We start from the raw sequence: 26,337 nt of genomic DNA on the forward strand, positions 1-26,337 counted from the left end.
GCCGGTGACCAACGGGACCCCGGAGCGCGCCGTCAAACCACTGTGGAACGCTCAGACAGCGCTGTGAAGCCCCAGACGTGGGGACTTCGCCGTCTCCACTTGGCAATCCTGGGTTTACCACATAGGATCGATCTTTGGTGTGTCATGCCCATTGGGCGTGGCGCCCGACCCGCAGACCGGCTCGGGGATCACACCGGTAATCCAACCAAGCGACAGTGAGGCTATGGCCAAGAAAGACGGCGTCATCGAGATCGAGGGCTCGGTGCTCGAAGCTCTGCCCAACGCGATGTTCCGCGTTGAGCTGACCAACGGACACAAGGTCCTTGCGCACATCTCCGGGAAGATGCGCCAGCACTACATCCGCATCCTCCCCGAGGACCGCGTGATCGTGGAGCTGAGCCCGTACGACCTGACCCGCGGCCGGATCGTCTACCGCTACAAGTGATCCGCGAGCTGGAAAGGAACGGCCCGGCAACCCTGCCGAGCACGAAGCCAGCGAGCACGAGGAAAGAACAATGAAGGTCAACCCCAGCGTCAAGCCCATCTGCGAGCACTGCCGTGTCATTCGCCGCAAGGGCCGCGTCATGGTGATCTGCAAGAGCAACCCGCGTCACAAGCAGCGCCAGGGCTAGTCCCGGCTGCCTGACGCGATCGCCCTCGGGCGGCTGCGAGCAGGATCCACAACTCAACATCGAACGCAGTACCAAGATCCGCGCGAGCGGGGACACCTCGGGTCGGAGGCCCGAGCACCGGTACTGCTCCACACCTCCATCGACAACAGGAGCAGCCATCACATGGCACGTCTAGCAGGCGTCGACATCCCGCGCGAGAAGCGCGTGGAGATCGCACTCACGTACATCTACGGCGTCGGCCGTACCCGCGCGGTCCAGGCACTCGCCGAGACCGGTATCTCCGGTGACATCCGCGTCAAGGACCTGACCGACGACCAGCTCGTCGCCCTCCGTGACTTCATCGAGGGCAACTTCAAGGTGGAGGGTGACCTCCGCCGTGAGGTCGCAGCCGACATCCGCCGCAAGGTCGAGATCGGTAGCTACGAGGGTCTTCGCCACCGTCGTGGTCTCCCGGTGCGCGGTCAGCGCACCAAGACCAACGCGCGTACCCGCAAGGGACCGAAGCGCACCGTGGCAGGCAAGAAGAAGGCTCGATAGGAGACCCCGATGGCTACCCCCAAGACTGCCGCGCGCAAGCCGCGCCGCAAGGAGAAGAAGAACGTCGCCGTGGGCCAGGCCCACATCAAGAGCACGTTCAACAACACGATCGTCAGCATCACCGACCCGTCGGGTGCCGTCCTCAGCTGGGCGTCCTCGGGTGCCGTGGGCTTCAAGGGTTCGCGCAAGTCGACGCCGTTCGCGGCGCAGCTCGCCGCCGAGTCCGCTGCGCGTCAGGCGCAGGAGCACGGCGTCAAGAAGGTCGACGTCTTCGTGAAGGGTCCGGGTTCGGGCCGCGAGACCGCGATCCGCTCGCTCCAGGCCGCTGGCCTCGAGGTGGGTTCGATCAACGACGTCACGCCGCAGGCGCACAACGGGTGCCGCCCGCCCAAGCGCCGTCGCGTCTGACGCGAGGAGCAACCGGCCGCGCCCTGCTCGTCCCCTGACGGGAGCGAGCAGGGCCCGCGGCCATTCCTGGTCGTTCGATCGCGCAGGCCGTGCCGTCCTGGCAAGCGCGTGCGCGTGATCACAACTCAACAGACCCGTCGGGGCCCGGTCGGCCCCGTCGTACCGCCGAGTGTCATATAGCGGACACTCCGCCGAAAGGAATCCCACAGTGCTCATTGCACAGCGCCCCACCCTGACCGAGGAGACGATCTCCGAGTTCCGCTCGCGCTTCGTCATCGAGCCGCTCGAGCCGGGCTTCGGTTACACCCTCGGCAACTCGCTGCGCCGCACGCTCCTCTCCTCGATCCCCGGCGCGGCTGTCACCAGCATCCGCATCGACGGCGTCCTCCACGAGTTCAGCACCGTTCCCGGTGTCAAGGAAGACGTCACCGAGATCATCCTCAACATCAAGAGCCTGGTCGTCTCCAGCGAGCACGACGAGCCGATCACGGCGTACCTGCGCAAGCAGGGTGCCGGTCAGGTCACCGCAGCGGACATCTCCGCTCCGGCCGGCGTCGAGATCCACAACCCGGACCTCGTCATCGCGACCCTGAACGACACCGCGCGCTTCGAGCTCGAGCTGACGATCGAGCGTGGCCGTGGCTACGTCTCGGCGACGCAGAACCGTTCGGAGTTCAGCGAGGCCGGTCAGATCCCGATCGACTCGATCTACTCGCCGGTCCTCAAGGTCACCTACCGCGTCGAGGCGACGCGTGCCGGTGAGCGCACGGACTTCGACCGCCTGGTCGTCGACGTCGAGTCGAAGCCGGCCATCACGCCGCGCGACGCCATCGCGTCGGCCGGTCGGACGCTCGTCGAGCTGTTCGGGCTCGCCCGCGAGCTCAACACCGCGGCCGAGGGCATCGAGATCGGCCCCGCGCCGGTCGACGCCGTGCTCTCGAACGAGCTGCAGACCCCGATCGAGGACCTGGACCTGTCGGTCCGCAGCTACAACTGCCTCAAGCGGGAGGGCATCAACACGGTGTCCGAGCTCGTCGCCCTGTCGGAGACGCAGCTCATGAACATCCGCAACTTCGGTCAGAAGTCGGTGGACGAGGTCAAGGACAAGCTCACCGAGCTCGGCCTGTCCCTCAAGGACACCGTCCCCGGATTCGACGGCGCCCACTTCTACAGCGGGTACGACGAGGACGAGTCCAACAACTGACCTCGCGCTGACGCGCACGCGCGCCGCTGACGCAGCGCGCAACACTTTCACCACTGGAGAACTGACATGCCGAAGCCCACCAAGGGCCCCCGCCTCGGTGGCGGCCCCGCCCACGAGCGCCTGCTCCTGAGCAACCTCGCCAACGCCCTCTTCACGCACGGTCGCATCACGACCACCGAGACGAAGGCCAAGCGCCTCCGTCCCGTCGCCGAGCGTCTCATCACGTTCGCGAAGCGTGGCGACCTGCACGCGCGTCGTCGCGTGATCAGCATCCTGCGCGACAAGTCCGTCGTGCACACGCTGTTCACCGAGATCGCCCCGCAGGTCGAGGACCGTCAGGGCGGCTACACCCGCATCACGAAGCTCGGTTTCCGCAAGGGCGACAACGCTCCCCTCGCGTCGATCGAGCTCGTCCTCGAGCCGGTGTCGAGCACGCCGGCCCCGGTCAAGCGCGACGCGGCCCCGGCCGCTGCTGCTCCGGTCGAGGAGCCCGCCGCCGAGGACACCACCGACGAGGCCCCGGTCGAGGAGACCGAGACCACCGAGGAGTCCGCTCCCGTCGCCGAGGAGACCGAGACCGAGGCAGCTGCCGAGGTCGAGGCCGACGCCGCCGAGAAGTCGGACGACAAGTAGTCACAGCCCCACCACGACGAAGCCCCCGCAACACGCGTTGCGGGGGCTTCGTCGCGTCCTGGGGGTGACCGGACGGCGGCCTGGAGGTGCGGTGCGGGCCCGCCCCGTCCCTCCTGGACCGCAGGCGGCCGAGCCGCAGAACGCGGACCGGCTCCGTCTCACAGGCGCGGCACCGTATCGTGACCGGCCGACACGACGAGAGGGACCGATGCAGTTCGAGCACATCGCGGGTGTGGGGACCCGGGTCTGGCGGTGGAGCCGGACCTCCGGGACGCAACCGCGCCTGCTCCACGCCGCGAAGGCCGCCGTCGCAGCGGTCCTCGCGTGGTTCATCGCGCGACACATGCCCGGGGTCGCGGCGGAGTACCCGTACTACGCACCGCTCGGCGCCGTCGTGGCGATGCAGACGACGGTGTTCGCCGGCATCCGGAGTGGGGTCCAGACGCTCGTCGGCATCGCGCTCGGCATCGTCATCGCCGGGTTCACGATGTGGGTCGGAGACCCGGGCTTCCTGGCGATCGCGCTGGCGGTCGGCATCGGCGTCCTCGTCGGCGGGTTCCGCGTCCTCGGCGAGGGCAGCTCCTGGGTGTCGACTGCCGCGCTCTTCGTCCTGCTCGTCGGAGGCGCCCACGCCGAGGGGTACTCGCTCGGGTACCTCGTGCAGATGGCCGTCGGTGTCGTGGTGGGCCTCCTGGTGAACTTCCTCGTCTTCCCGCCCCTGCGCTTCTGGGACGCCGAGCACCGGATCGACTCGGTCAACCAGGTGCTCGCAGACCACCTGGACGGGCTCGCGGCGGTCCTCGAGGAGGGCGAGCGGGACGAGAAGGCGTGGGATCGGCAGCAGGACCGGCTGGACCGTGCCATCGCCGACGTCCGCTCCCGGGTGTCGATCGCGCACGAGAGCCGGCGGCTGAACCCGCGCGGAGCACTCCGTGGGTCCCGGGCACGGCTCGAGCAGGACGGTGCCCGCTTCCGTGCCCTCGAGCGGGTCGCCTGGTACACGACGGACCTCACCGAGCTCGTCGCCCGGTCGGGTCCGGTGTCGGAGGGGCTCGGGCGACCGGACCCCGAGTTCGCCGAGCCGCTCGCGACGGCCCTCCGCGAGCTCGCGTGCATGGTCCGCGGCGAGTGCCCCGAAGAGGCGGGCGACGACGCGATCGCCGAGGTCGAGCGGGCGCTGGACGCGTCGCGCGAGAACCCGTCGCACGTCGCGGTCACGTCCGCCGCACTCGTGGCGATGCGCGGCATCGTGGAGTCCGAGCGCCGGGCGACGAACGACCTGGACACCCGCACGGGGCCGTCCGCCTTCCGGAGCGCCCGCGGCTGACGTCCGACGCTCGACCTAGACTCGGGACGTGTCCGAACCGCCACGCGTCGCCGTCCTCGGGGCCGTCACCGTCGCGGACCCGACGGGAGCGCCGACGGCGGTGCCCGGTGCCCTTTCGCGGTCGTTCCTCGTCGCGCTGGTGCTCGCGCGCGGACACGCCGTGACGACCGAGGCGCTCATCGACGAGCTCTGGGGCGACGACCAGCCGCGGGGTGCCCGTGCAGCGCTGCAGACCCTGGTCTCCCGGCTCCGGCGCAGCACGGCCGACGGCGTCGTCGTGTCGACCAGCACCGGGTACGCACTCGGGGTCGACCCCGGCTCGGTCGACCTGACGGCCGCCGAGCGCGCGGCTGCCAGCGAGGACGTCGCCGTGGTCCGGGCAGCGCTCGACGGCTGGCGGGGCGACCCCGGCGCGGACGTCGACGGGGACCTCGGCGCCGCGCTCGCCGACCGCGCGGCCACTGCCCGCCGTGCGCTCCGACGCCGGCTGGGCGAACTCCTCCTCGACCGCGGGGACGCGGCGGAAGCGGCCGCGCTCTGGCTCGCCGAGTCCGAGGCGAACCCGTTCGACGAGGTCGCCGTCGCCGGGTGCATGCGCGCGCTGGTCGCCGCCGGCCGGAACGCCGAGGCGCTCGCCGCGTTCGCGACGCACCGCGACCGCCTCGCCGACGAGCTCGGCGCGGACCCCTCGGCCGACCTGGTGCGGCTGAACGCGGATCTGCTCCGCCGGTCCGCCGCCGACTCCGGTCGCGCTCGTCGGGTCGGGCTGCGGGCCGCGCCGAACACGCTCGTCGGGCGGCAGGAGGACCTCGCCGCCGTCACGGACCTCCTGTCCCGCAACCGGCTGGTCACGATCCTCGGTGCGGGTGGGCTCGGCAAGACCCGCCTCGCGCAGGCCGTCGCCGCCGGTGTGCCGCCGACCACCGGCGTGGTGGTGTTCGAGCTCGCACCGATCGCCACCGCCGAGGACGTCGTCCCCGCGCTCGGTGCCCTGCTCGGGGTGGCCGAGTTCCGCTCCGCCCGGGCGCTGCGGGAGGTCGTCGTCGCCGACCTGCGCGCGCGGGTGGGGCGGGCGCTCGGGGAGGCCCCGACGGTCCTCGTCCTGGACAACTGCGAGCACCTCGTCGGCGACGTCGCCGGGTTCGCCGCCGACCTGCTCGCGAGCATCCCCGACCTCCGGATCCTCACGACCTCGCGCGCACCGCTCGCGATCGCCGGCGAGGTCGTGGCGCCCCTCGCGCCCCTCCCGGTCGAGGCCGACGGCGCCGCGGTCCGGCTGTTCACCGAGCGCGCCCGGGCCGCCCGACCCGGGGCCGTGCTGCCCGTGGACACCGTCCGCCGCATCTGCACGCGGCTCGACGGGTCGCCGCTCGCGATCGAGCTGGCCGCGGCGCGGATCCGGGGGATGAGCATCGACGAGATCGAGCGCCGGCTCGACGACCGGTTCGCGCTGCTCCGCGGCGGCGACCGCAGCGCCCCGGAGCGGCACCGCACGCTCCTGGCGGTCATCGAGTGGAGCTGGCGCCTGCTCGACGCGGGCGCGCAGGACCTCCTGACCCGCCTGGCACTGTTCCCGGACGGCCTGGCGGTCGACGCCGTCGAGGCCGTGGCCGCGCCGGACCGCCGGGACGATGCGCTCGACGACCTCGCCGAACTCGTCGAGCAGTCCCTCGTGCAGCTCGTCGAGGTCGAGGGGGAGCCGGTCCGCTACCGCCTGCTCGAGACCGTCCGCGAGTTCGGGGCCGCACGGCTCGACGAACGCGGCACCACCGAGGCGGTGCGCACGGCGATGATCCGCTGGGGGCGGGACTTCGCCGCCGCCAGGAACCTCTTCACGCTCACCGGCCCGGAGCAGCTCGACCGCTTCCACGAGGTCCAGCGCGAGGCCGACAACCTCGTGACCCTGCTCCGCTGGAGCCTCCGCGCCGACGACGCCTCGGCGACCGCGCACGTCTTCGCCGCCCTCGGGGCCTACTGGACGCTCCGGGGTGCCCACGGCGAGGTCACCGCGATCGCGTCCGACGTGGTCGCGGTGCTGCGCTCGGGTCCGCCCGCGGCCGAGGACGTCGCCGCGGTGCACGTCGGACTCGTCGTCGCCGGGGCCTCCTCGGCGTTCGACGACCGCCGGACCGCCGCGTGGGCGATCTCCACGCTCCGGCGCCTCCGCCGTGTCGGGACGACGGGGTTCCCGGTGCTCGACGCACAGGCGGCCCTGCTCCTGACGATCGGGCGTCCGGCGGCGGGCACCGCGCTCCTCGCGCGCCTCCGCGACGATCCCGACGAGGGCGTGGCCGGCACCGCCAACATGCTCAGCGCGCCCCTCGCGGAGAACGACGGCGAGTTCGCGGCGGCCCTCCGGTACGCCACCCGGGCGCAGACGCTCGCGGAGCGCACCGCCGACGCGTGGACGATCGGCACCGTGGCCGTCACCATGACGCAGCTCCTCGCCCAGACCGGCCGGTACGCGGACGCCCTCGCGAACGCCGACCGCGCCCGTGAGCAGCTCGAGCGCTTCGGCGCCGAGGACGACCTGTACGAGATCGGCTGGACCGTCGGGCTCTGCTCGGCCGCGACCGGCGCCGTGGACACCGCCCGGTCGATCGCCGCCGAGCTGCAGCACCGACCGGTCGCGGGGCGGGGCGGCTTCGACGGCGACCGCTCCCAGATCGGCGTGCTCGCGGTCGCGATCGGCGCGGAGTGCCTCCGGTTCGAGGGCGACCTCGATGCTGCCGCCGCGCAGTACACGGCCGCGTGGGACTGGGTGCTGCCGCACCGGAAGGCGACACCGCACTGGACCGTGATGGCGGGCGCGGCGCGGATCGCAGCGGTCGACGAGGCGGCGCTCGGCGCGCCCGACGGAGCCGCACCGCGCCTCCAGGCCGACGAACGCGCGGTCGCTCGCCGCATCCGGAAGGCCGCACTCGTGATGATCCGCGTCCACCCGTGGTGGCTCGACCTGCCCGTCATCGGCACGACGCTGGCGGGACTCGCGGTCGCGGCGGCGCGCAGCGACCGTCCGGCCGAGGCGGCCCGGTGCTGGGGTGCCGCGATGCGGTTCGGCACCCGGCAGGACTTCGCGGTGCTCGCCCACGGACGGCTCCGACCGCTCCTCGTCGACGCGCTCGGCGAGGCCCGCGTCGCGGACGCCGAGACGGCCTCGGCCGGATGGGACCGGACCGAGGCCGTCGCGCGGGCGAGGACGCTGCTGGAGGACCTCCGCTACGCCTTCCGCATGTAGGCGCGGACCGTCAGCGGCGCGAACACGGCGACCACCACGGCGGCGCCGAGCAGGCTGATCCAGAGGTCACCGGTGACGGCGCCGTGGTTGATCAGCTCGCGGACGGCGGTGATGAGGTGCGAGATCGGGTTGACCTCGGTGAACCAGCGCAGCCAGCCGGGCAGCGTGTCCGTGGGGACGAACGCGTTCGACAGGAACGTCAGCGGGAAGAGCACCAGGTTGGCGATGCCGGAGACGCTCGACGCGGTGCGGGCGACCACGCCGAAGTAGGCGAAGATCCAGCTGATCGACCAGGCGACGACGATGACGAGCACGCCGGCCAGCACGACCGCCGCGGCACCGCCCTCGGGACGGAGGCCCATGATGATCCCGACCGTGAACGTGATGGCGGTGGCGATCGCGTACCGGACCGTGTCGGCGAGCAGCGCACCGGCGAGCGGGGCGATGCGGGCGATCGGCAGGGACTTGAAGCGGTCGAACACACCCTTGTCCATGTCCTCGCGGAGCTGGACACCGGTGACGATCGAGGACGTGATGTTCGTCTGCACGAGGATGCCGGGGATGATGACGGGCAGGTAGCTGGACACGTCGCCGGCGATCGCGCCGCCGAAGATGTACGTGAACATCACGGTGAAGACGATCGGCATGAGCGTCACGTCGAACAGCTGCTCGGGTGTGCGACGGACCTTCACCAGGCCGCGGTACGCCATCGTGAAGGACTGCCGGACGGTCGCGCCGAGTCCGGAGCCGCCGATGCCGGGGCGAGGGGCGACCCGCGGCGCCGAGGTGGGGGTGGGGGCGATGGTGGTCATGCGATGCTCCCTTCGAGCTCGCGCGAGGTGTCCTCGTCGGTGGTGGCCGGGGCACCCGTGATGGTCAGGAAGACCTCGTCGAGCGTGGGCTTCTGCACGCTCATCTCGGCGAGGGAGATGCCGGCGTCGCGGAACGACACGAGCAGGTCGGTCACGCGGTCCGGGTCGGACATCGGAGCGGTGAGGCGCGAGCCCTCGGGGCTGGCCACCGCGTCGACGCCGAGGCTGTTCCGCACGATGGTGCGGGCGGCGTCGAGTCGGAGCGGGTCGGCCAGCCGGAGCTGGAGCGAGCTCGACCCGATGGACGCCTTCAGCTCGTCGCCCGTGCCCTCGGCGACGACGCGGCCGTGGTCGATCACGGCGATGCGGTCGGCCAGCTGGTCGGCCTCGTCGAGGTACTGCGTCGTCAGCAGGACGGTGGAGCCGGTCGCGACGAGCTCCCGGATCGTGTCCCACATCTGGGCGCGGGTGCGGGGGTCGAGACCCGTCGTGGGCTCGTCGAGGAACAGCAGCGGGGGCTGTGCGATGAGGCTCGCGGCGAGGTCGAGACGACGACGCATGCCGCCGGAGAAGTTCTTCAACGGACGCGACGCAGCCTCGGTCAGCCCGAAGCGCTCGAGCAGCTCGGCGGCCTTCCGCTTCGACTCGGCGCGGCCCAGGCCGAGCAGTCGCGAGAAGATGACGAGGTTCTCGGTCGCGCTGAGCGTCTCGTCGACGCTCGCGTACTGGCCGGTCACGCCGATGAGGGAGCGGACGGCCTGCGCCTCACGGCGGACGTCCCGCCCGAAGATGCGGGCCTCGCCGGCGTCCGCCTTGAGCAGCGTCGCGAGCATCGAGATGGTGGTGGTCTTGCCGGCGCCGTTGGGGCCGAGCACGCCGTAGACCGTGCCGGCCTCCACGCGGAGGTCGACACCGTCCACTGCGCGGTTCGTCCCGAAGGTCTTCACGAGGCCGGTGGCCTCGACCGCGAGCGGTGTGGTGGTCATTCGCGCAGGTCCTTTCGTGGTGACTCGACGTGGTTCGTCGATGTCGAGGACGATGGTGCCGCGGCCCGCTCACGCGACACTGACGTGGCACTGACACCGGGGCGGGGCGCGTGTCAGCACGGGGGCCAGGAGGCGCGGTCCGGCCCCGGTACGGTGGCCTGGTGGACGAGACGGCGGGCCCGCAGGGCGGCGGTGACGGTGACGGCGTGCGGCTGCGGCTGGACATCGCGTACGACGGTGCCGCGTTCTCCGGGTGGGCCCGGCAGCCGGGTCTCCGGACCGTGCAGGGCGCGCTCGAGGCCGCGCTCGCCACCGTCTTCACCCGGTGGGGCGAGCCGCCGCTGCTCACCGTGGCCGGGCGCACCGACGCGGGCGTGCACGCCACCGGGCAGGTCGCCCACCTCGACCTCACACCGGCGCAGTGGGACGCGCTGGCCGCCAAGCGGGGGTCGGGGCGTTCGCCGCTGGACGGGCTCGTCAAGCGCGTGAACGGCATCGCGGCGCCGGAGGGGGACGTCGTCGTCACCCGGGCCTCGGTCGCGCCGGAGGGGTTCGACGCCCGGTTCTCGCCGCTGTGGCGCCGCTACTCGTACCGGATCGCGGACGCCGACGCCCCGCGCGATCCACGTCGACGGGGGCACACGGTCTGGCACCCGACGCGGTTGGACCCGGCGGCGATGGAGCGCGGTGCGCTGCGGCTGCTGGGGCTGCACGACTTCGCGACGTTCTGCAAGCCGCGCGAGGGGGCGACGACCATCCGGACGTTGCAGGAGTTCCGCTGGGGCCGCGAGCCGGACGGCGTGCTGGTGGCGCGCCTCCAGGCCGACGCCTTCTGCCACTCCATGGTGCGCGCGATGGTGGGGGCGACGATCGCCGTCGGCGAGGGCCGGTTCGGCGCCGACCGGCTCGAGGAACTGCGGGTCGCCGAGGCCCGGACGAGCGAGTTCAAGGTCGCGCCGGCGAAGGGCCTCACCCTGACCGAGGTCGGGTACCCGGCGGACGACGACCTCGCGGCGCGGGCGTCGCAGACCCGTGCGCGACGCGAGTGAGCGGATCCATGCTCGTTCGCCACATTGATATCGCACACTGAAATTTGACCGTTGACATCCTGACTGCCAGAGTGGCACCGCGCGGCAACGATGCTCGCGCCGCACCACACAAGGGGATGGCAATGAACAGGATCGGTACAGCAAGGGTGATCGGGGCGATCGTCGTCGGCACGCTGATGGGAACCGCCGGAGCGACAGCTGCGTCGGCAGCGCCCGTTACGGCGTCCAGTTCGAGTGTCAGTTCGGCAAGCTTCGTCAGCGCGACCGGGGGCACCACGACAGGTGGACCCGTGGGTGGCTCGACGACCGGCGCGCCCATCGGCACGGATGGGGCCTCCACCAACGGGATCCCGATCGGTCCGATCATCAACTGGGTCAAGCGGAACGCACCGTCGTTGATCACGCCGATGAAGAACGCCGTGAAGAAGGGCTCGGCCGCGTTCAAGAGGTGGTGGGCGGGGGTCGCCGGTTGGATCAAGGCCGCGATCAACGCGATCGCGACGATGACGATCCAGCAGCTCTTCGACGCTCTGTGGAACTACTTCTTCTGAGCTCCAGGGAGGCATCATGACGATCGATCTGTGCAACGTGGGGGTGCGCGGACGCGGACGGCCGCGGCTCGACGACATCACGATCCAGTTCGCTCCTGCCATGACGTACGGCCTCGTCGGTCCGAACGGTGCGGGGAAGACGTCGCTGATGGCCGCGGTCGCGGGGCTCGTGAGACCGTCGACGGGGACCATCAGCGTTGCCGGAGGGCAGTCGGTCGTCATCGGCGCCGTCCTTGCCGAGAACGGGCTCCATCCTGGGCGCACCGTCCGGGAGACACTGCGTCTGCGGGCCGCCTACGTGGGAGCGCCGCGGAGCGACGTCGCAGCAGCGCTGCAGTCCTCCGGGCTCGAACGGGTGGCGCGAAGGCGCGTCGGGGCGTTGTCCCTCGGGATGAAGATGCGCCTCGGGATCGCGGTTGCGCTCCTCGGGGATCCAGTCGTCGTGCTGCTCGACGAGCCGATGAACGGCCTCGATCCGAACGGGATCGTCTGGGTGCGTGAGACCGTGCGCCGCCTGCGCGCGCGCGGCGCCGTCGTGGTGATCTCGAGCCACCTGCTGTCCGAACTCGAGTCCATGATCGACGTCGCCGTCGTCATGAGCAGTGGTCGCATCGCTTGCGTGCAGTCGATGAACCTCCAGGCGTCCAGCGGATGCATCATCGAAGTGTCCGACACAACGAGGATGATCGACGCGCTGACCGCGTCCGGAGAGACGGCGGAACGTCGCGGCGACCGGATCCTTGCTGGCTGCGCGGTCGCCGAGGGAGTGCGACTGGCGGTCCGTCACGACATCGACGTCCGCTCGATCGTCCCGGCCTCTGTGGATCTCGAGATGCTCTACGCAGAAGCCTCAGCGGGAGAGCACATCGCGGAGGTCGGTCGATGATCAGCGCTTCCCAGCACGTCCGCCTCGAACTGCGCAAACGCTTGGACACTCGAGGAGCCATGATCGGCTACGGCGCCATCGTGCTCCTCGTCGTCCTGTGCGCGATCTCGAGCGTCTCGCTCGTGCTCCGGAACGGCTCGTTCGATGCCGGGGAGGTCATCATCACGGTGAGCTTGCCCGGGGCCCTCGTCTCGGCCGTCATCGGGGCAGTGTGCGGTGTCGGAGACGGACGCGCCGGAGGAGAGCGCGACGGGATCCTCACCGGGCTCCCTCGCGGCACGATCTACGGAGCGCGAGCCGCGGCCTGCGCCTGCCTGGTGGCCGGCGTCGTGCTCCTGTCGCTCGTCGCAGCCGCGGTCGGCGTGGTCGCAGCGGTGTCCCTCGGGGGCCACCTGAACTCGGCCTCGATCGGAACGCCGATCGGGCAGGTGGCGGCGCTGACTCTGTCGTCGGCGGCCATGGCCTTCGGGATCGGGGCTTCCGTGCGCTCGCTCCCCCTGGCGCTGGTGAGCGTCGTGCTCATCGTGCTCGTGGCGGACGTGGCATTGTCATTCGCCGGCGAGTGGACCGAATGGATTCGTTTCAGCGCGGTGCAGGGCGGCGTTCTCGGCGAATCACGCGTACTGCCGGCGGTCACCTCCGGTCTCGTCTGGATCGCAGTCCCGTGCCTCGGCGGGTACCTCAGAACACGGACGGTGGAAGCATGACCCAGGTGCGCCCGGCGAAGGCCGCCGGTCGTCGACGGGCCGCGATCATCGTGCTGGTGATCCTCGCGACGATCGGAGCTCTGGTCGCCGGTGTCTCGCACCAGGACCCGTGGATCCGCTGGCCGGCCCTGCTGCTCGGGGTCGGTGCGGCAGGGGGATCACTGGCGTTGGCCGCCAAGCGGAACTCGCTGATCGGGTGGTACGCGGCGACCGGCGGCGTGCTCCTCTTCCGACTCGTCAAGGAACTCGTCGCAGGCTGATCGACCAGGAGCACGCCCGCTCGGCGGTACCGTCGGGGGATGACCTCCCGCGAACCCCGCTCCGTCGTGTCCGTCGCACCCGGGGTGGTGTTCGTCGAGGGGCCCGTCTCGAACTGGGTGGTCCTCGCCGAGGAGGACGGTGTCGCACTGATCGACGCCGGCTACCCGGCCGACACCGACCTCGTGCTCGACACCGTGCGGTACGCCGGCCACGAGCTCGACGACCTGCGCCGGGTGTACGTCACGCACGGGCACGTCGACCACGTCGGCGGCATCCCCGGCATCCTCGAGCGGTACCCGCACGTCGAGGTGCTCGCCCACGCCGACGAGCTCGACAACGTGCGCGGGCCCGCGCGGCAGCAGGTGACGCCGGCCGAGATCGGTGGACGGCTGGCCGCACCCCGGGTCCTCCGGTGGCTCGCCCGCGCAGTGCGCTCCGACGCGCTGCGACCCACCGCGGTGCCGACCGCCCGCGCGTTCACGGGTGCGGACTTCGTCGGTCGGGCGATCGCGCCGCTGCCGGCCACCGGGCACACCGACGGGTCCACGGCCTACTTGCTGCCCGCCGCGAACGCGATCGTCACCGGGGACGCCGTCGTCAGCCGGCACGACACGCAGCCGTCGTCGTGGGAGCCGCGGCCGCGCATGATCACGTCGTTCTTCACCGCCGACCAGGCACGAGCGCTCGAGTCCGCGCGGGCGCTGCCGATCCCGGAGGTCCTGCTCCCCGGACACGGGCCGGCCGTGCACCGCGTCGGGTCCACCTGGCGGCCGATCGGGTCCTGATCCCCGGGCACCGCGCACCGCCGCCGGCTGCACCCCGATCAGGGGTGGAACGGATCGTTCACCCGCCGGAAACCTGAGGGGCCCCGCAGGTCGGTACCGTGCGACCATGCACAGATCCGTCGGGCGCACTCTGCTGTGCGCCACCGCTGCAGCCGCGCTCGTCGCCGCTCCGCTCGTCTCCGTCTCCACTGCCACCGCGAACCCCCAGGGCTCCGGGCTCGTCATCGCCGAGGCCTACCTCAAGGGCGGCAGCGCGAACCAGCCCTTCACGAACAAGTTCGTCGAACTCGGCAACCCCACCGACAGCCCCGTCAGCGTCGACGGCTGGTCGGTGCAGTACCGCGCGGCGACCGGTACTGGAGCGCCCTCGGTCGGCAAGCTCGCCGGCTCCGTGCCCGCGCACGGCACCTACCTCGTGCAGATGGGCTCGAACGGCACGAACGGCGAGGCGCTGCCCGAGCCGGACGCCGTCACCGGGCTGAACCCCTCCGGGTCGACCGGCACCCTCGTCCTCGCCGACCAGGCGACGGCGCTGACACTCCCCGCCGGCGCCGTGACGACGGGCACCCCCGGCGTCGTCGACCTGCTCGGCTACGGCACGTCGAACACCTTCGAGACCGCGGTCGCACCGACCGGCACGGCGAACGCCGTCCCGGACGCGCTCACCCGTCAGGGCACGACCGACACCGACTCGAACGCCGCCGACTTCCGGGTGACGACGACCGTCACGCCGGAGAACGCTGCGGGCGAGACCACGCAGCCGACGGACCCGACCGACCCCGGTGACGGCGGCACGACCCCGGCCGAACGGGTCACGATCGCGCAGCTGCAGGGCACCGGCGACGCCTCGCCGTACGCCGGGAAGACCGTCACGACCGACGGCGTCGTCACCGCGGTGTACGCCACCGGCGGCTTCAACGGCTACACGGTCCAGACCGCCGGCACCGGCGGCGCGCTCGACCTCGGGACGCACACCGCCTCCGACGCCGTCTTCGTCTACTCGTCGGCGACCGTCGGCAGCGTGGCGATCGGGGACGCGGTGCGCCTCACCGGCACGGTGTCCGAGTTCAACGGCCTGACCGAGCTGACCGTGCCCACCTCGTCCGGCCTGACGAAGCTCCCCGCCGCGGGGGTCGTCCAGCCGGTCCCGGCCACCCTGACCTTCCCGCGCACCGACGCACAGCGCGAGTCGCTCGAGAGCATGCTCGTGGCGCCGCAGGGCGACTACACCGTCGCGGACAACTACACGACGAACCAGTACGGCGAGGTCGTGCTGGCATCGGGGAAGCAGCGCCTGCTCCAGCCGACCGAGGTCGCCCGTCCGGGCAGTGCCGAGGCCGCCGCCGTGACCGCGGACAACGCGGCGCGCAAGGTCGTCCTCGACGACGGTGCGAGCACGAACTTCCTCAGCGCGGCGAACCAGTCGATCCCGGTGTCGTGGCTCACGCAGGGCCCGGTCACGGTCGGTGCCGCGGCGACCTTCCGCGAGCCGGTCGTCGTCGACTACCGGAACGACTCGTGGAAGTTCCAGCCGACGTCGCCGATCACCGGCGCCACCCCGGCTGCCGACCTGCCGGCGTCGTTCTCGGACGTCCGCACCGCCGCGCCGGAGAACGTCGGCGGTGACATCCGCCTCGCCGGGTTCAACGTCCTGAACTACTTCCCGACGACCGGCGACCAGCTCACCGGGTGCACGTACTACACCGACCGCGACGGCGACCCCGTGACCGTCCGGGGCGGCTGCGACGCCCGCGGTGCCGCGAACGCCGACGACCTCGCCCGCCAGCAGGTGAAGATCGTCAAGGCGATCAACGGCCTCGGCGCCGACGTCGTCTCCCTCGAGGAGATCGAGAACTCGGCGCGCTTCGGCCAGGACCGTGACGCGGCCGTGGCGACCCTCGTGGCCGCGCTCAACGCCGCGACCGGCAAGGACACCTGGGCGTACGCGAAGTCCCCGTCGAAGCTCCCGTCGAGCGAGGACGTCATCCGCCTCGCGCTCATCTACAAGAAGGACCGCGTGCAGCCGGTCGGCTCGTCGACGATCCTCACCGACTCGACGGCGTTCACGAACGCCCGCCAGCCGCTCGCGCAGGCCTTCGCCCCGGTCGTCGCGAAGCCGGGCAAGGGCAAGGGCGCGCAGAAGCCGAGCGCGAAGGACACTTTCCTGGTCATCGCGAACCACTTCAAGTCGAAGGGCTCCGGCGAGGGCGTCGACGCCGACCAGGGCGACGGGCAGGGTGCGTCGAACCACTCGCGCGTCGAGCAGGCGAAGGCGCTCGTGACGTTCTCGACCGCGATGCAGCGCCAGGCGCGGACCGACAAGGTGTTCATGCTCGGCGACTTCAACGCCTACAGCGAGGAGGACCCGGTCGTCGCCCTCGAGGACGCCGGCTACACGGACCTCGGCCCGACCGAGGACGCGTCCGAGTGGTCGTACGTCTTCAGCGGGCTGAGCGGCTCGCTCGACCACGTGTTCGCGTCCCCTGCTGCGCTGGAGACCGTCACCGGCGTGGACATCTGGAACATCAACTCGGTCGAGTCTGTGGGCCTCGAGTACAGCCGGTACGACTACAACGTCACGGACCTGTACCAGGACGACGTGTACCGGGCGAGCGACCACGACCCGGTCGTGGTGGGCATCGACCTGCCGGGAGTCGGCACCCCGGGAGGCGGGGACCCCGGCCACGGCGGCGACCCCGGACACGGCGGGAACCCGGGCCACGGCGGTCCGGTCGCGGACGCGCTGGCGGCGCTCGCCGCCCTGCTCGCGTGGTTGCGGAGCCTCTTCGGCTGACGTTCGCTGCACCGGACGGGAGGCGCGGTGCCAGCCGGCACCGCGCCTCCCGTCCGTCCTGTCTCCGTTTGACCGCCGTCACCTGCGTCGGGTAGGCTCTCACCTTGGTCTGCGCGCTCCGTGCGCCGGACAGTCAGATGAGCCCTCCACCGGGCCGTTCACCCAGGTTCTCCCGCGTGAACACCCACCGGAGCGGGATTCACGGACTCCTCACCTCGACACGAAAGCAGCACCACTGTGACTCGTACGTTCTCCCCGAAGCCGGCAGACGTCCAGCACGACTGGATCGTCATCGACGCGACCGACGTCGTCCTCGGCCGCCTCGCCACCCACGCCGCGGCGCTCCTGCGCGGCAAGCACAAGGCCACCTTCGCCCAGCACATGGACATGGGTGACTACGTCATCATCGTGAACGCCGACAAGGTCGCCCTGACCGGTTCGAAGCTCGCGAAGAAGGTCTACTACCGCCACTCGGGCTACCCGGGCGGCCTCACGGCGACCTCCTACCCGGAGATGCTCGAGAAGCACCCGACCCGCGCCGTCGAGAAGGCGATCCGCGGCATGCTCCCGAAGAACACCCTCGGTCGCGAGCAGCTCAAGAAGCTGAAGGTCTACGCCGGCGCGGAGCACCCGCACTCGGCGCAGCAGCCCAAGGCGTACACCTTCGACCAGGTCGCACAGTAGTTCCGGCCACGACGACTTCCAAGGACTAGGTAAAACTCATGGCTCAGATCGCTGACTCCCTCGACCAGACCCCGGAGAGCTTCACCACGGAGAGCGCACCCGCCGCTTCCGAGGCCGCTCCCCGTCAGATCCTCAACGTCTCGGGCGGTGCCGTCGGGCGCCGCAAGGAGGCCATCGCACGCGTCCGTCTCGTCCCGGGCTCCGGCTCGTTCGTCGTGAACGGCCGTTCGCTCGAGGACTACTTCCCGAACAAGCTGCACCAGCAGCTCATCAACGACCCGTTCAAGGTGCTCGAGCTGCTCGGCGCCTACGACGTCGTGGCCCGCATCACCGGTGGTGGCCCCTCGGGTCAGGCTGGTGCGCTCCGTCTCGCCATCGCCCGTTCGCTGAACGAGATCGACCGCGAGAACAACCGCGCCACCCTCAAGAAGGCCGGCTTCCTCACCCGTGACGCCCGCGTCATCGAGCGCAAGAAGGCCGGTCTCAAGAAGGCCCGCAAGGCTTCGCAGTTCTCGAAGCGCTAGTCGTCACCGGCTGAAGATCGCAATGCCGCGTCTGTTCGGTACCGACGGGGTTCGTGGTCTCGCCAACGGCGAGCTGACGGCCGCGCTCGCACTGGGTCTTGCCCAGGCGAGCGCGGCCGTCCTCACACACGGACACCACGCGGACGCCCGTCGGGCGTCCGGTCGACCGCGCCCTCGTGCGGTCCTCGCGCGCGACCCGCGCGTCTCCGGCGAGTTCCTCGGTGCCGCGGTCGCGGCCGGGCTCGCCTCCGCCGGCGTCGACGTACTCGACGCCGGGGTCATCCCCACCCCCGCTGCGGCGTTCCTCGTCGCGGACATCGACGCCGACTTCGGCGTGATGATCTCCGCGTCGCACAACCCCGCTCCCGACAACGGGATCAAGTTCTTCGCCACGGGCGGCCGGAAGCTCCCGGACGAGGTCGAGGACCGCATCGAAGCGGCCATGCACGACCACTCCGCACCGACCCCCACCGGTGGCGACGTCGGCCGGATCACCCGGTTCGCCGACGCCGAGGACCGCTACGTCGTCCACCTGCTCGGCACGCTGCCGCACCGGCTCGACGGCATCCACGTCGTGCTCGACTGCGCGAACGGCGCCGCCGCGGGTGTCTCGCCCGAGGTGTTCGTCAACGCCGGGGCCCGCGTGACCCTGATCGGTGCCGACCCGGACGGCATGAACATCAACGACGGTGTCGGCTCGACCCACATCGACAACCTCGCCCGCGCGGTGCTCTCGCACGGTGCGGACGTCGGCATCGCCCACGACGGTGACGCGGACCGCTGCCTCGCGGTCGACGCCGCCGGCAACGCTATCGACGGCGACCAGATCATGGCGATCCTCGCGCTGTCGCTGCAGGAGCGCGGGCGCCTGGCGTCCGACACCCTCGTCGCGACGGTCATGTCGAACCTCGGGCTGAAGCGCGCCATGGCGGACGCGGGCATCACGATGCTCGAGACCGGTGTCGGCGACCGCTACGTCCTCGAGAAGATGACCGAGGGCGGGTACTCGCTCGGTGGCGAGCAGTCCGGCCACATCATCTTCAACGAGTTCGCGACCACCGGCGACGGCATCCTCACCGGGTTGCACCTCGTCGCCGAGATGGCCCGGACGGGCAAGACGCTCGAGCAGCTCGCGTCGTGCATGACGGTGTTCCCGCAGGTGCTCGTGAACGTGCGCGGGGTGGACCGGCACGGCCTCGCCGACCAGGGCGTGCAGGACGCCGTCGCCGCTGCGACCGCCGCACTCGGCGACGCGGGACGCGTGCTGCTCCGGCCGTCCGGCACCGAGCCCGTCGTGCGGGTCATGGTCGAGGCGGCCTCCCAGGCCGATGCCGAGCGGATCGCCGAGGAGCTCGCGGCCGTGGTGCGCGAGCGACTGGCGCTCGACGCGGCGTAGGCGCTCGGCGCGCGCTCGGTGCGCTCGGTGCGCGCGGCGCGCGCTCGCACAACCAAAGTCCGTCGGAACCACGCAGATGCGTGGTTCCGACGGACTTCGCTTGTGCGGCGGCAGCTCGAGCCGCCCCACGGCGTCGGCCGAGCCGGCCGAGCCGCGTCGAACCACGGATGCGACATCGCACCAGCCCGCGCGCCCGGTTCCACGTCGGATTCGTGGTTCGGCGCAGCGGCCCGCCGCTGGCGGCGCCCCGCGGCTCGCGCCGCGCCCCGCGCGTCAGATCTTGCGGAGCAACACCGACGACACCTTGTGGTCCGCCGCCTTCTTCAACACGAGGGTCGCCCGGGAGCGCGTCGGCAACACGTTCTCGATCAGGTTCGGCTCGTTGATCGCTCGCCACACCTCGGTCGCCGTCTGCACGGCATCCGACCGGGAGAGCGAGGCGAACCGGTGGAAGAACGAGTCCGGGCTCGCGAAGGCCTCTTCCTGCAGCGCGAGGAACCTGTCGACGTACCAGGCCTCGATGTCCTTCGTCTTCGCGTCGACGTAGATCGTGAAGTCGAAGAGGTCGGACAGTGCCAGCCGCCCGTGCACCGGCGGCGCGAGCACGTTCAGGCCCTCGACGATGAGGATGTCCGGCTGTCGCACCACGATCTCGGCGTCCGGCACGATGTCGTACACGAGGTGCGAGTAGTACGGCGCTCGGACCTCGGTCGCGCCGCTCTTCACCTGGCTGACGAAGCGCAGCAGGGCCCGGCGGTCGTAGGACTCCGGGAAGCCCTTGCGGTCCATGATCCCGCGCCGCTCGAGCTCGGCGTTGGAGTAGAGGAACCCGTCGGTGGTCACGAGCTCCACGCGCGGGGTGTCCGGCCAGCGCTTCGTCAGCTCGCGCAGCAGACGGGCGACGGTCGACTTGCCGACGGCGACCGACCCGGCGACACCGATCACGAACGGCGTCCGCCCGGCTCGGTCACCCAGGAAGGCCGACGTCGACGCGTGCAGGTTCCGTGCGCCCGCCGCGTAGAGCGTCAGCAGGCGGGACAGCGGCAGGTAGACCTCCTGCACCTCCTGCATGTCGAGGCGGTCGCCGAGACCGCGCAGCTGCACGATCTCGGTCTCGGTGAGGGACAGGTGCTCCTTCGGAGCGAGCTGCGACCACTCGCCACGCGGGATCTCCACGAAGGGGGTCGGGTGCGCGACGGTGGTCTCCGGGATCGGCATGGGAACGAGCGTACAGACGGGAGGCGCGGATCACGTGAGCCGGTCGGCTCGCGTGATCCGCGCCTCCCGTCCGACACCCGCGCCCACGTGTGGCGTGCGCGCTCAGGCCGGCAGGGCCGCCTCGATCGCGGCGATGACCTGCGGCGCGTCCGGCTTCGTCGTCGGGCGGAACCGCGTGACCGCGCCGTCCGGGGCGACCAGGAACTTCTCGAAGTTCCACGTGACCCGCCCGGCCTTGCCGTCGGCGTCCGGGGTCTCCTTGAGCGCCTGGTAGAGCGGGTGGGCGCTCTTGCCGTTCACCTTGACCTTCTCGGACATCGGGAAGGTGACGCCCCACGTGGTGGAGCAGTACTCGTCGATCGCCTCGGACGAGCCGAGCTCCTGCAGGAACTGGTTGCTCGGGAAGCCCAGGACCGTGAAGCCGCGGGGGCCGTACTCCTTCTGGAGCGCCTCGAGCTGCTCGTACTGCGGAGCGAGGCCGCAGCGCGACGCGACGTTCACGACGAGCACCGCCTTGTCCGCGAACGCCCCGAACGTGGTGTCCTCACCGTGCAGCGTCGTGATCGCGATGTCGTCGAAGCGTCCCATGTCCCAAACGTTATCCCCAGCCCTGCTCGTTCGCAGGGTCGTCGTCCAGCCAGACCGTAGGATCGTCCCCATGTGTGGAATCGTCGGCTACGTCGGCAGCAACAGCAGCCAGGACGTCCTCCTCGGTGGTCTCCGTCGGCTCGAGTACCGCGGCTACGACTCGGCGGGCATCGCCGTCGTGGACGGGTCGCACGAGCTCGCGTCCGCGAAGAAGGCGGGCAAGCTCCAGGCCCTCGTGGACGAGCTGGAATCGCACCCCATCGCCGACGGCGGGACGGGCATCGGCCACACCCGCTGGGCGACCCACGGTGGCCCGACCGACGGCAACGCGCACCCGCACCTGGCCGACGGCGGCAAGCTCGCCCTCATCCACAACGGCATCATCGAGAACTTCTCCGAGCTCCGTGCCGAGCTCGAGGCCGAGGGCGTCGCGTTCCTCAGCGAGACCGACTCCGAGGTCGCGGCACACCTCGTCGCCCGGTCGTTCCGCGCGACCGGTGACCTGACCGCCGCCATGCAGCAGGCCGTGCAGCGGCTCGAAGGGGCGTTCACGCTCCTCGTCGTCCACGCCGACCAGCCCGGTGTGGTCGTCGGCGCCCGTCGCAACTCCCCCCTCGTGGTCGGCCTCGGCGACGGCGAGAACTTCATGGGCTCGGACGTGGCCGCGTTCGTCGCCTACACGCAGCGTGCCCTCGCCATCGGGCAGGACGAGATCGCCACGATCCGCCCCGACGGCGTCGACGTCATCCACTTCGACGGCACCCCGGCAGCACCGAGCGAGTTCGAGGTGAACTGGGACGCCTCCGCGGCCGACAAGGGCGGCTGGACGTCGTTCATGGCGAAGGAGATCAGCGAGGAGCCCGAGGCCGTCGCGAAGACCATCCTCGGCCGCGTGCACGACGGTGCCGTGACGCTGACGGACCTCGACCCGATCGCCGACCGCCTCGCGCAGGTCGACCGGGTCATCGTCATCGCCTGCGGCACCGCGGCCTACGCCGGCATCCTCGGCAAGTACGCGATCGAGCAGTGGGCCCGCGTCCCGGTCGAGGTCGAGCTCGCGCACGAGTTCCGCTACCGCGACCCGGTGCTGGACGACCGCACGCTGGTCGTCTCGATCAGCCAGTCCGGCGAGACCATGGACACGCTCATGGCTGTGAAGTACGCCCGCGAGCAGGGCGCCCAGGTCCTGTCGATCTGCAACACCCAGGGCGCCACGATCCCGCGCGAGTCCGACGCCGTGATCTACACGCACGCCGGGCCCGAGGTCGCCGTCGCGTCGACCAAGGCGTTCATCGCGCAGGGCGTCGCGCTCTACCTGCTCGGGCTGCACCTCGCCACGCTGCGGGGCACCCTCACGGCAGAGCAGATCGCCGAGCAGGTCGCCGAGCTCGAGGGCCTCGCACCGAAGCTGCAGCAGACCATCGACGACGCGTCCGGCATCAAGGACCTCGCCCGCTGGATGGCCGACACCCGGAGCGTCCTCTTCCTCGGCCGCCACGTCGGCTACCCGATCGCGCTCGAGGGTGCCCTCAAGCTCAAGGAACTCGCCTACATCCACGCCGAGGGCTTCGCCGCCGGTGAGCTCAAGCACGGCCCGATCGCCCTGATCGAGCCGGGGCAGATCGTCTTCGTGATCGTCCCGTCGCCGCGCGACCCGCGGTCGCTGCACCCCAAGGTCGTCTCGAACATCCAGGAGATCCGCGCCCGCGGCGCCCGGGTGATCGCGATCGCGGAAGAGGGCGACGCCGCCGTGCTGCCCTTCGCCGACGAGGTGCTGCGCATCCCGCTCGCGACGCCGCTGTTCGAGCCGCTGCTCGCGGTCGCACCGCTGCACATGTTCGGCATGGAGCTAGCCGCGGCCAAGGGCCTCGACGTCGACCAGCCGCGCAACCTCGCGAAGTCGGTCACCGTCGAGTAGTCGCACGATGATCATCGGCATCGGTGTCGACGTGGTCGACCTGGAACGGTTCGAGCGGGTGCTCGACCGGACGCCCGCGATGCGCACGCGCCTCTTCACCCCGTCGGAGCTCGTCCGCGACGGGGAACCCCGGCCGATCGCGTCGCTGGCCGCGCGGTTCGCGGCGAAGGAAGCGCTGATCAAGGCGTTCGGGTCGAGCGCCGGACTGAGCTGGCAGGACCTCGAGGTCGTCTCCGACGACCAGCGGAACCCGTCGCTGACGCTGCGCCAGGGGGCGGGCCAGGTGGCGGACGGGCGCGGGGTGACGAGCGTGCACCTCTCGCTCTCGCACGACGGAGGGATCGCGACGGCGTTCGTGGTCCTCGAAGGAACAGGGGAATCTGCGTGAGCGCGTTCACCGGCATCACGGTCGATCGGGAGGCGCTGATCGCCAACTACGCGATCGTCGCCGAACAGGTGGCTCCGTCCGGCGTCATCGCGGTCGTCAAGGCCAACGGCTACGGCCACGGCGCAGCGGAGTCCGCGCAGGCCTTCGTGGACGCCGGCGCGGAGTGGCTCGGCGTCGCGGACATCGACGAGGGGATCGCCCTCCGCCACGCCGGCATCGACGAGGGCGTCCGGATCCTCGCGTGGCTCCACGCCCCCGACGAGGACTTCCGTCGCGCCGCGCAGTACGGCATCACCCCGGCGGTCTCGAGCGTCGACCAGCTCTCCGCCGCCGCCGACTCCGAGGTCCCCGCGGTGCACATCTGCGTCGACACCGGCCTGAGCCGCAACGGCGCGGTGGAGTCCGAGTGGTCCGAGCTCTTCGCCACCGCCGGTCGCCTTGCCCGCAGCGGCAACCGCACCCGCATCGAGGGCCTCATGTCGCACCTGGCGAACGCCTCCCGCGCCGACGACCTCGACCAGGACGCCGCACTCCAGCGGGCGCTCGAGGGTCTCGCTGCGAACGGCATCGTTCCCGACATGGTGCACCTCGCCGCCAGCGCCGCGAGCCTCGCCGTTGCGGAGACCCGGCACGACGTCGCCCGGGTCGGCCTCGCGCTGTACGGTCTCAGCCCGTTCCCCGACCGCACCTCGGCCGACCTCGGGCTCCGCCCCGCGATGCGCGTGACCGCCGCGGTCCTCCGGACGGTGCCGGTCCGTGCGGGCGAGGGCGTCAGCTATGGCTACACCTGGCGCGCGACGACGGACACCCGGCTCGCGGTGATCGGGCTCGGGTACGCGGACGGCTTCGACCGCGACTTCGGCAACCGCGTCTCGGTCCGGATCGGCGACCGCACCTTCCCGGTCGTCGGTCGCGTGGCGATGAACGCCATGCACGTCGACATCGGCGACGCCGACGTCCGGATCGGCGACGAGGCCGTGCTCTGGGGCGACCCGGCGAACGGCGACCCCGCGGTCGAGGACTGGGCCGCCGCAGTGGGCACCATCAACTACGAGGTGGTCGCCCGGGTCGGCCGCAACGTCGAACGGAGGACCTCGTGAACGCGCCGCTGCGCCGGGCCCGGATCGACCTCGACGCCTACCGCGCCAACCTCGACCTGGTCCGCGAGTGGATGGACCCGGTCGAGCTCATGGCGATCATGAAGGCCGACGCCTACGGGCACGGTCTCGAGCCGATCGCCCTCGCCGCGGTGGACGCGGGGATCCGGTGGATCGGCGTGCTCACAGTCCCCGCGGCCCTGCGTCTGCGGTCGATCGGCGTCGGCGAGGACGTCCACCTCTTCACGTGGCAGCACGACCCCGCGCTGGACTTCCGCGACGCGATCGACTCCGCCGTCGACCTCGGCGTCTCGAACGTGCCGGAGCTGCAGCGGGTGATCGACGCCGTCGACCAGCGTCCCGCCCGGGTTCACCTCGGCTTCGACTCCGGCCTGCACCGCGACGGTTCGACGCCGGACGACTGGCCCGCCCTCGTGACCCTCGCCCGTGACGCCCAGCGTGACGGCCGCATCGAGGTCGTGGCCGCCTACACGCACCTCGCCGAGTCCTCCGACGACGAGGACGCCTCCGCCGTGGCGCTCTTCGACGACGCGGTCGAGCAGGCCGACGACCTCGGGCTCGACATCCCGACGGAGCACGTCGCCGCCTCGCTCGCCGGGCTCGAGCGCAAGGAGTTCCGCAAGGACATGGTCCGGATGGGCGCGAACCTGTTCGGCATCCCCGGTGCCGACGGCGTCTCGGCGGCCGACCTCGGCCTCGAGCCCGTGATGACTCTGACCGCCTCGGTCGCGAAGACGAAGCGCGTGCCCGTCGACACCGGTGTCTCGTACGACTACACGTACCGCACCACCGCCGAGACCACCCTCGCGCTCGTTCCGGTCGGCTACGCGGACGGCGTCCCGCGGTTGGCGCAGGGCCGCATCGAGGTCGCGATCGGCGGCACGCGCTACCCGATCGCCGGTCGCGTCGCGATGGACCAGTTCCTCGTGGACGTCGGCGACGACGACGTCCGGGTCGGCGACACCGTCGTGCTGTTCGGCACGGGCGAGCACGACGAGATGACGGTCCTCGAGTGGGGCGACGCGCTCGGCACCATCGGCGAGGAGATCGTCTGCCGGATCGGCTCCCGGGTGCCCCGCGTCTACGAAGGGCACCGGGTCGAGGGCCACGTCGCCGAGTACCTCCGGGGCGAACGGTGACCGACTCCCGGGTGCTGCTCGACACCACGGCCCGGACCACCGAGGAGATGGGTGCTCTCGGTACCCGACTCGCGGCCGTCCTCCGTGCCGGTGACCTCGTCGTCCTGACCGGTCCGCTCGGCGCCGGCAAGACCACCCTGACGCGGGGGCTCGGCGCAGCGCTCGGCGCCCGCGGGCAGGTCTCGAGCCCGACGTTCGTCCTCGCCCGGACACACCCGACCTCGGCCGGGCCGGACCTGGTGCACGTGGACGCCTACCGACTGTCCGACCCGGTGGAGCTCGACGACCTCGACCTCGACTGGGACGCCTCGATCGTCGTCGTCGAGTGGGGGCGTGGGTTCGTCGACGGCATCTCGGACAGCGTCCTCGACGTCGAGATCGTCCGCGCGACCGGTGCCGACGACGCGGTCGCCGGTGACGACAGCACCCCGGACGACCTCGACCCGGACGACGTCCCCGACGAGCCGCGCCGTGTGGTCGTCACCGCCTCCGGCCCGCGCTGGGCGGACGCCGTCCTCTGACCCTGCGGTCCTGCTGCCGTCCAGCCGCCCTCG

At 71.4% G+C, this 26,337-nt stretch carries 27 protein-coding genes; 23 read left to right on the forward strand and 4 right to left on the reverse strand.

Features of this window, described 5'->3' with window-relative positions; all coding sequences use genetic code 11:
* The first annotated feature begins 223 nt into the window (after positions 1 to 223).
* The 8 genes from infA to ACEN8D_RS13015 all read left to right on the forward strand — a co-directional run bounded on the left by infA (position 224) and on the right by ACEN8D_RS13015 (position 7,979).
* Positions 224 to 445 carry a translation initiation factor IF-1 gene (gene infA, locus ACEN8D_RS12980; protein ID WP_017885509.1) on the forward strand — a complete coding sequence of 74 codons (222 nt, stop codon included), beginning with the start codon at positions 224 to 226 and terminating at the stop codon, positions 443 to 445.
* A gap of 70 nt (positions 446 to 515) precedes the next feature.
* Complete coding sequence (rpmJ, locus tag ACEN8D_RS12985) at positions 516 to 632, forward strand: 50S ribosomal protein L36 (protein ID WP_022903266.1); 117 nt, start codon at positions 516 to 518, stop codon at positions 630 to 632.
* A gap of 162 nt (positions 633 to 794) precedes the next feature.
* Positions 795 to 1,169, forward strand: a complete 375-nt coding sequence (rpsM, locus tag ACEN8D_RS12990) for a 30S ribosomal protein S13 (protein WP_058728274.1) — start codon at positions 795 to 797, stop codon at positions 1,167 to 1,169.
* A gap of 9 nt (positions 1,170 to 1,178) precedes the next feature.
* Positions 1,179 to 1,577 (forward strand): 30S ribosomal protein S11, encoded by a 399-nt coding sequence (gene rpsK, locus ACEN8D_RS12995; RefSeq protein WP_017885507.1) that lies wholly within the window; start codon positions 1,179 to 1,181, stop codon positions 1,575 to 1,577.
* A gap of 208 nt (positions 1,578 to 1,785) precedes the next feature.
* A complete protein-coding gene (locus tag ACEN8D_RS13000) occupies positions 1,786 to 2,781 on the forward strand; it encodes a DNA-directed RNA polymerase subunit alpha (protein WP_022906362.1) in 996 nt (331 codons plus the stop codon).
* Positions 2,782 to 2,847: 66 nt separating this feature from the next.
* Positions 2,848 to 3,414 (forward strand): 50S ribosomal protein L17, encoded by a 567-nt coding sequence (gene rplQ, locus ACEN8D_RS13005; protein WP_070417691.1) that lies wholly within the window; start codon positions 2,848 to 2,850, stop codon positions 3,412 to 3,414.
* A 208-nt stretch (positions 3,415 to 3,622) separates the two neighbouring features.
* Positions 3,623 to 4,741 (forward strand): FUSC family protein, encoded by a 1,119-nt coding sequence (locus ACEN8D_RS13010; protein ID WP_413461605.1) that lies wholly within the window; start codon positions 3,623 to 3,625, stop codon positions 4,739 to 4,741.
* A gap of 28 nt (positions 4,742 to 4,769) precedes the next feature.
* Positions 4,770 to 7,979, forward strand: coding sequence for an AfsR/SARP family transcriptional regulator (locus ACEN8D_RS13015; RefSeq protein ID WP_495601031.1), 3,210 nt, complete (start codon positions 4,770 to 4,772; stop codon positions 7,977 to 7,979).
* On the opposite strand, the gene ACEN8D_RS13020 is transcribed toward ACEN8D_RS13015, so the two are convergent.
* Together ACEN8D_RS13020 and ACEN8D_RS13025 are read right to left on the reverse strand one after the other, a co-directional pair.
* A complete protein-coding gene (locus tag ACEN8D_RS13020) occupies positions 7,961 to 8,791 on the reverse strand; it encodes an ABC transporter permease (protein ID WP_070417694.1) in 831 nt (276 codons plus the stop codon). The genes ACEN8D_RS13015 and ACEN8D_RS13020 overlap by 19 nt on opposite strands.
* Positions 8,788 to 9,777: an ATP-binding cassette domain-containing protein gene (locus ACEN8D_RS13025; protein ID WP_413398551.1), complete on the reverse strand. Its 990-nt coding sequence runs from the start codon at positions 9,775 to 9,777 to the stop codon at positions 8,788 to 8,790. The genes ACEN8D_RS13020 and ACEN8D_RS13025 overlap by 4 nt, the downstream gene beginning before the upstream one ends.
* A 161-nt stretch (positions 9,778 to 9,938) precedes the next feature.
* Here ACEN8D_RS13025 and ACEN8D_RS13030 point away from each other — a divergent pair, with 161 nt between their 5' ends.
* From ACEN8D_RS13030 to glmM, 10 genes are all read left to right on the forward strand, one after another.
* Positions 9,939 to 10,826 carry a tRNA pseudouridine synthase A gene (locus ACEN8D_RS13030; RefSeq protein WP_413398553.1) on the forward strand — a complete coding sequence of 296 codons (888 nt, stop codon included), beginning with the start codon at positions 9,939 to 9,941 and terminating at the stop codon, positions 10,824 to 10,826.
* A gap of 122 nt (positions 10,827 to 10,948) precedes the next feature.
* Positions 10,949 to 11,377 carry a hypothetical protein gene (locus tag ACEN8D_RS13035; protein WP_495601032.1) on the forward strand — a complete coding sequence of 143 codons (429 nt, stop codon included), beginning with the start codon at positions 10,949 to 10,951 and terminating at the stop codon, positions 11,375 to 11,377.
* A 16-nt stretch (positions 11,378 to 11,393) separates the two neighbouring features.
* Positions 11,394 to 12,263 carry an ABC transporter ATP-binding protein gene (locus tag ACEN8D_RS13040; RefSeq protein ID WP_413398555.1) on the forward strand — a complete coding sequence of 290 codons (870 nt, stop codon included), beginning with the start codon at positions 11,394 to 11,396 and terminating at the stop codon, positions 12,261 to 12,263.
* Between the two features lie 59 nt (positions 12,264 to 12,322).
* Positions 12,323 to 12,970 (forward strand): hypothetical protein, encoded by a 648-nt coding sequence (locus ACEN8D_RS13045; RefSeq protein ID WP_229085532.1) that lies wholly within the window; start codon positions 12,323 to 12,325, stop codon positions 12,968 to 12,970.
* Positions 12,967 to 13,230 (forward strand): hypothetical protein, encoded by a 264-nt coding sequence (locus ACEN8D_RS13050; RefSeq protein WP_413398557.1) that lies wholly within the window; start codon positions 12,967 to 12,969, stop codon positions 13,228 to 13,230. The genes ACEN8D_RS13045 and ACEN8D_RS13050 overlap by 4 nt, the downstream gene beginning before the upstream one ends.
* Before the next feature lie 39 nt (positions 13,231 to 13,269).
* A complete protein-coding gene (locus ACEN8D_RS13055) occupies positions 13,270 to 14,016 on the forward strand; it encodes an MBL fold metallo-hydrolase (protein WP_413398558.1) in 747 nt (248 codons plus the stop codon).
* Positions 14,017 to 14,122: 106 nt separating this feature from the next.
* Complete coding sequence (locus ACEN8D_RS13060; protein WP_413398559.1) at positions 14,123 to 16,810, forward strand: ExeM/NucH family extracellular endonuclease; 2,688 nt, start codon at positions 14,123 to 14,125, stop codon at positions 16,808 to 16,810.
* 237 nt (positions 16,811 to 17,047) lie between these two features.
* On the forward strand, positions 17,048 to 17,494 hold the full coding sequence (gene rplM, locus ACEN8D_RS13065; RefSeq protein WP_022906970.1) for a 50S ribosomal protein L13: 447 nt from the start codon (positions 17,048 to 17,050) through the stop codon (positions 17,492 to 17,494).
* Positions 17,495 to 17,532: 38 nt separating this feature from the next.
* Positions 17,533 to 18,018, forward strand: coding sequence for a 30S ribosomal protein S9 (gene rpsI / locus ACEN8D_RS13070; RefSeq protein WP_022906971.1), 486 nt, complete (start codon positions 17,533 to 17,535; stop codon positions 18,016 to 18,018).
* A gap of 22 nt (positions 18,019 to 18,040) precedes the next feature.
* A complete protein-coding gene (glmM, locus tag ACEN8D_RS13075) occupies positions 18,041 to 19,414 on the forward strand; it encodes a phosphoglucosamine mutase (protein ID WP_070417698.1) in 1,374 nt (457 codons plus the stop codon).
* Positions 19,415 to 19,687: 273 nt separating this feature from the next.
* Here glmM and coaA read toward each other — a convergent pair whose 3' ends face one another.
* Positions 19,688 to 20,632 carry a type I pantothenate kinase gene (coaA, locus tag ACEN8D_RS13080; RefSeq protein ID WP_071295218.1) on the reverse strand — a complete coding sequence of 315 codons (945 nt, stop codon included), beginning with the start codon at positions 20,630 to 20,632 and terminating at the stop codon, positions 19,688 to 19,690.
* A gap of 102 nt (positions 20,633 to 20,734) precedes the next feature.
* Complete coding sequence (locus ACEN8D_RS13085) at positions 20,735 to 21,220, reverse strand: glutathione peroxidase (RefSeq protein WP_309886590.1); 486 nt, start codon at positions 21,218 to 21,220, stop codon at positions 20,735 to 20,737.
* A gap of 70 nt (positions 21,221 to 21,290) precedes the next feature.
* Between ACEN8D_RS13085 and glmS the strand changes: the two genes are divergently transcribed.
* Genes glmS through tsaE form a run of 5 tightly spaced genes read left to right on the forward strand, consistent with a single transcriptional unit; the run spans position 21,291 to position 26,304 of the window.
* Positions 21,291 to 23,138 carry a glutamine--fructose-6-phosphate transaminase (isomerizing) gene (gene glmS, locus ACEN8D_RS13090; protein WP_309777303.1) on the forward strand — a complete coding sequence of 616 codons (1,848 nt, stop codon included), beginning with the start codon at positions 21,291 to 21,293 and terminating at the stop codon, positions 23,136 to 23,138.
* Positions 23,139 to 23,145: 7 nt separating this feature from the next.
* A complete protein-coding gene (locus tag ACEN8D_RS13095; protein ID WP_413398687.1) occupies positions 23,146 to 23,526 on the forward strand; it encodes a holo-ACP synthase in 381 nt (126 codons plus the stop codon).
* Positions 23,523 to 24,626 carry an alanine racemase gene (gene alr / locus ACEN8D_RS13100; RefSeq protein ID WP_413398688.1) on the forward strand — a complete coding sequence of 368 codons (1,104 nt, stop codon included), beginning with the start codon at positions 23,523 to 23,525 and terminating at the stop codon, positions 24,624 to 24,626. Before ACEN8D_RS13095 ends, alr (ACEN8D_RS13100) begins: the two co-directional genes overlap by 4 nt.
* Positions 24,623 to 25,783: an alanine racemase gene (alr, locus tag ACEN8D_RS13105; protein WP_413398689.1), complete on the forward strand. Its 1,161-nt coding sequence runs from the start codon at positions 24,623 to 24,625 to the stop codon at positions 25,781 to 25,783. Before alr (ACEN8D_RS13100) ends, alr (ACEN8D_RS13105) begins: the two co-directional genes overlap by 4 nt.
* Entirely contained in the window at positions 25,780 to 26,304 is a 525-nt protein-coding gene (gene tsaE, locus ACEN8D_RS13110; protein ID WP_413398690.1) for a tRNA (adenosine(37)-N6)-threonylcarbamoyltransferase complex ATPase subunit type 1 TsaE, read from the forward strand. Before alr (ACEN8D_RS13105) ends, tsaE begins: the two co-directional genes overlap by 4 nt.
* The last annotated feature ends 33 nt before the right edge of the window (positions 26,305 to 26,337 follow it).

The sequence above is a fragment of the Curtobacterium sp. Curtsp22 genome (assembly GCF_059492135.1).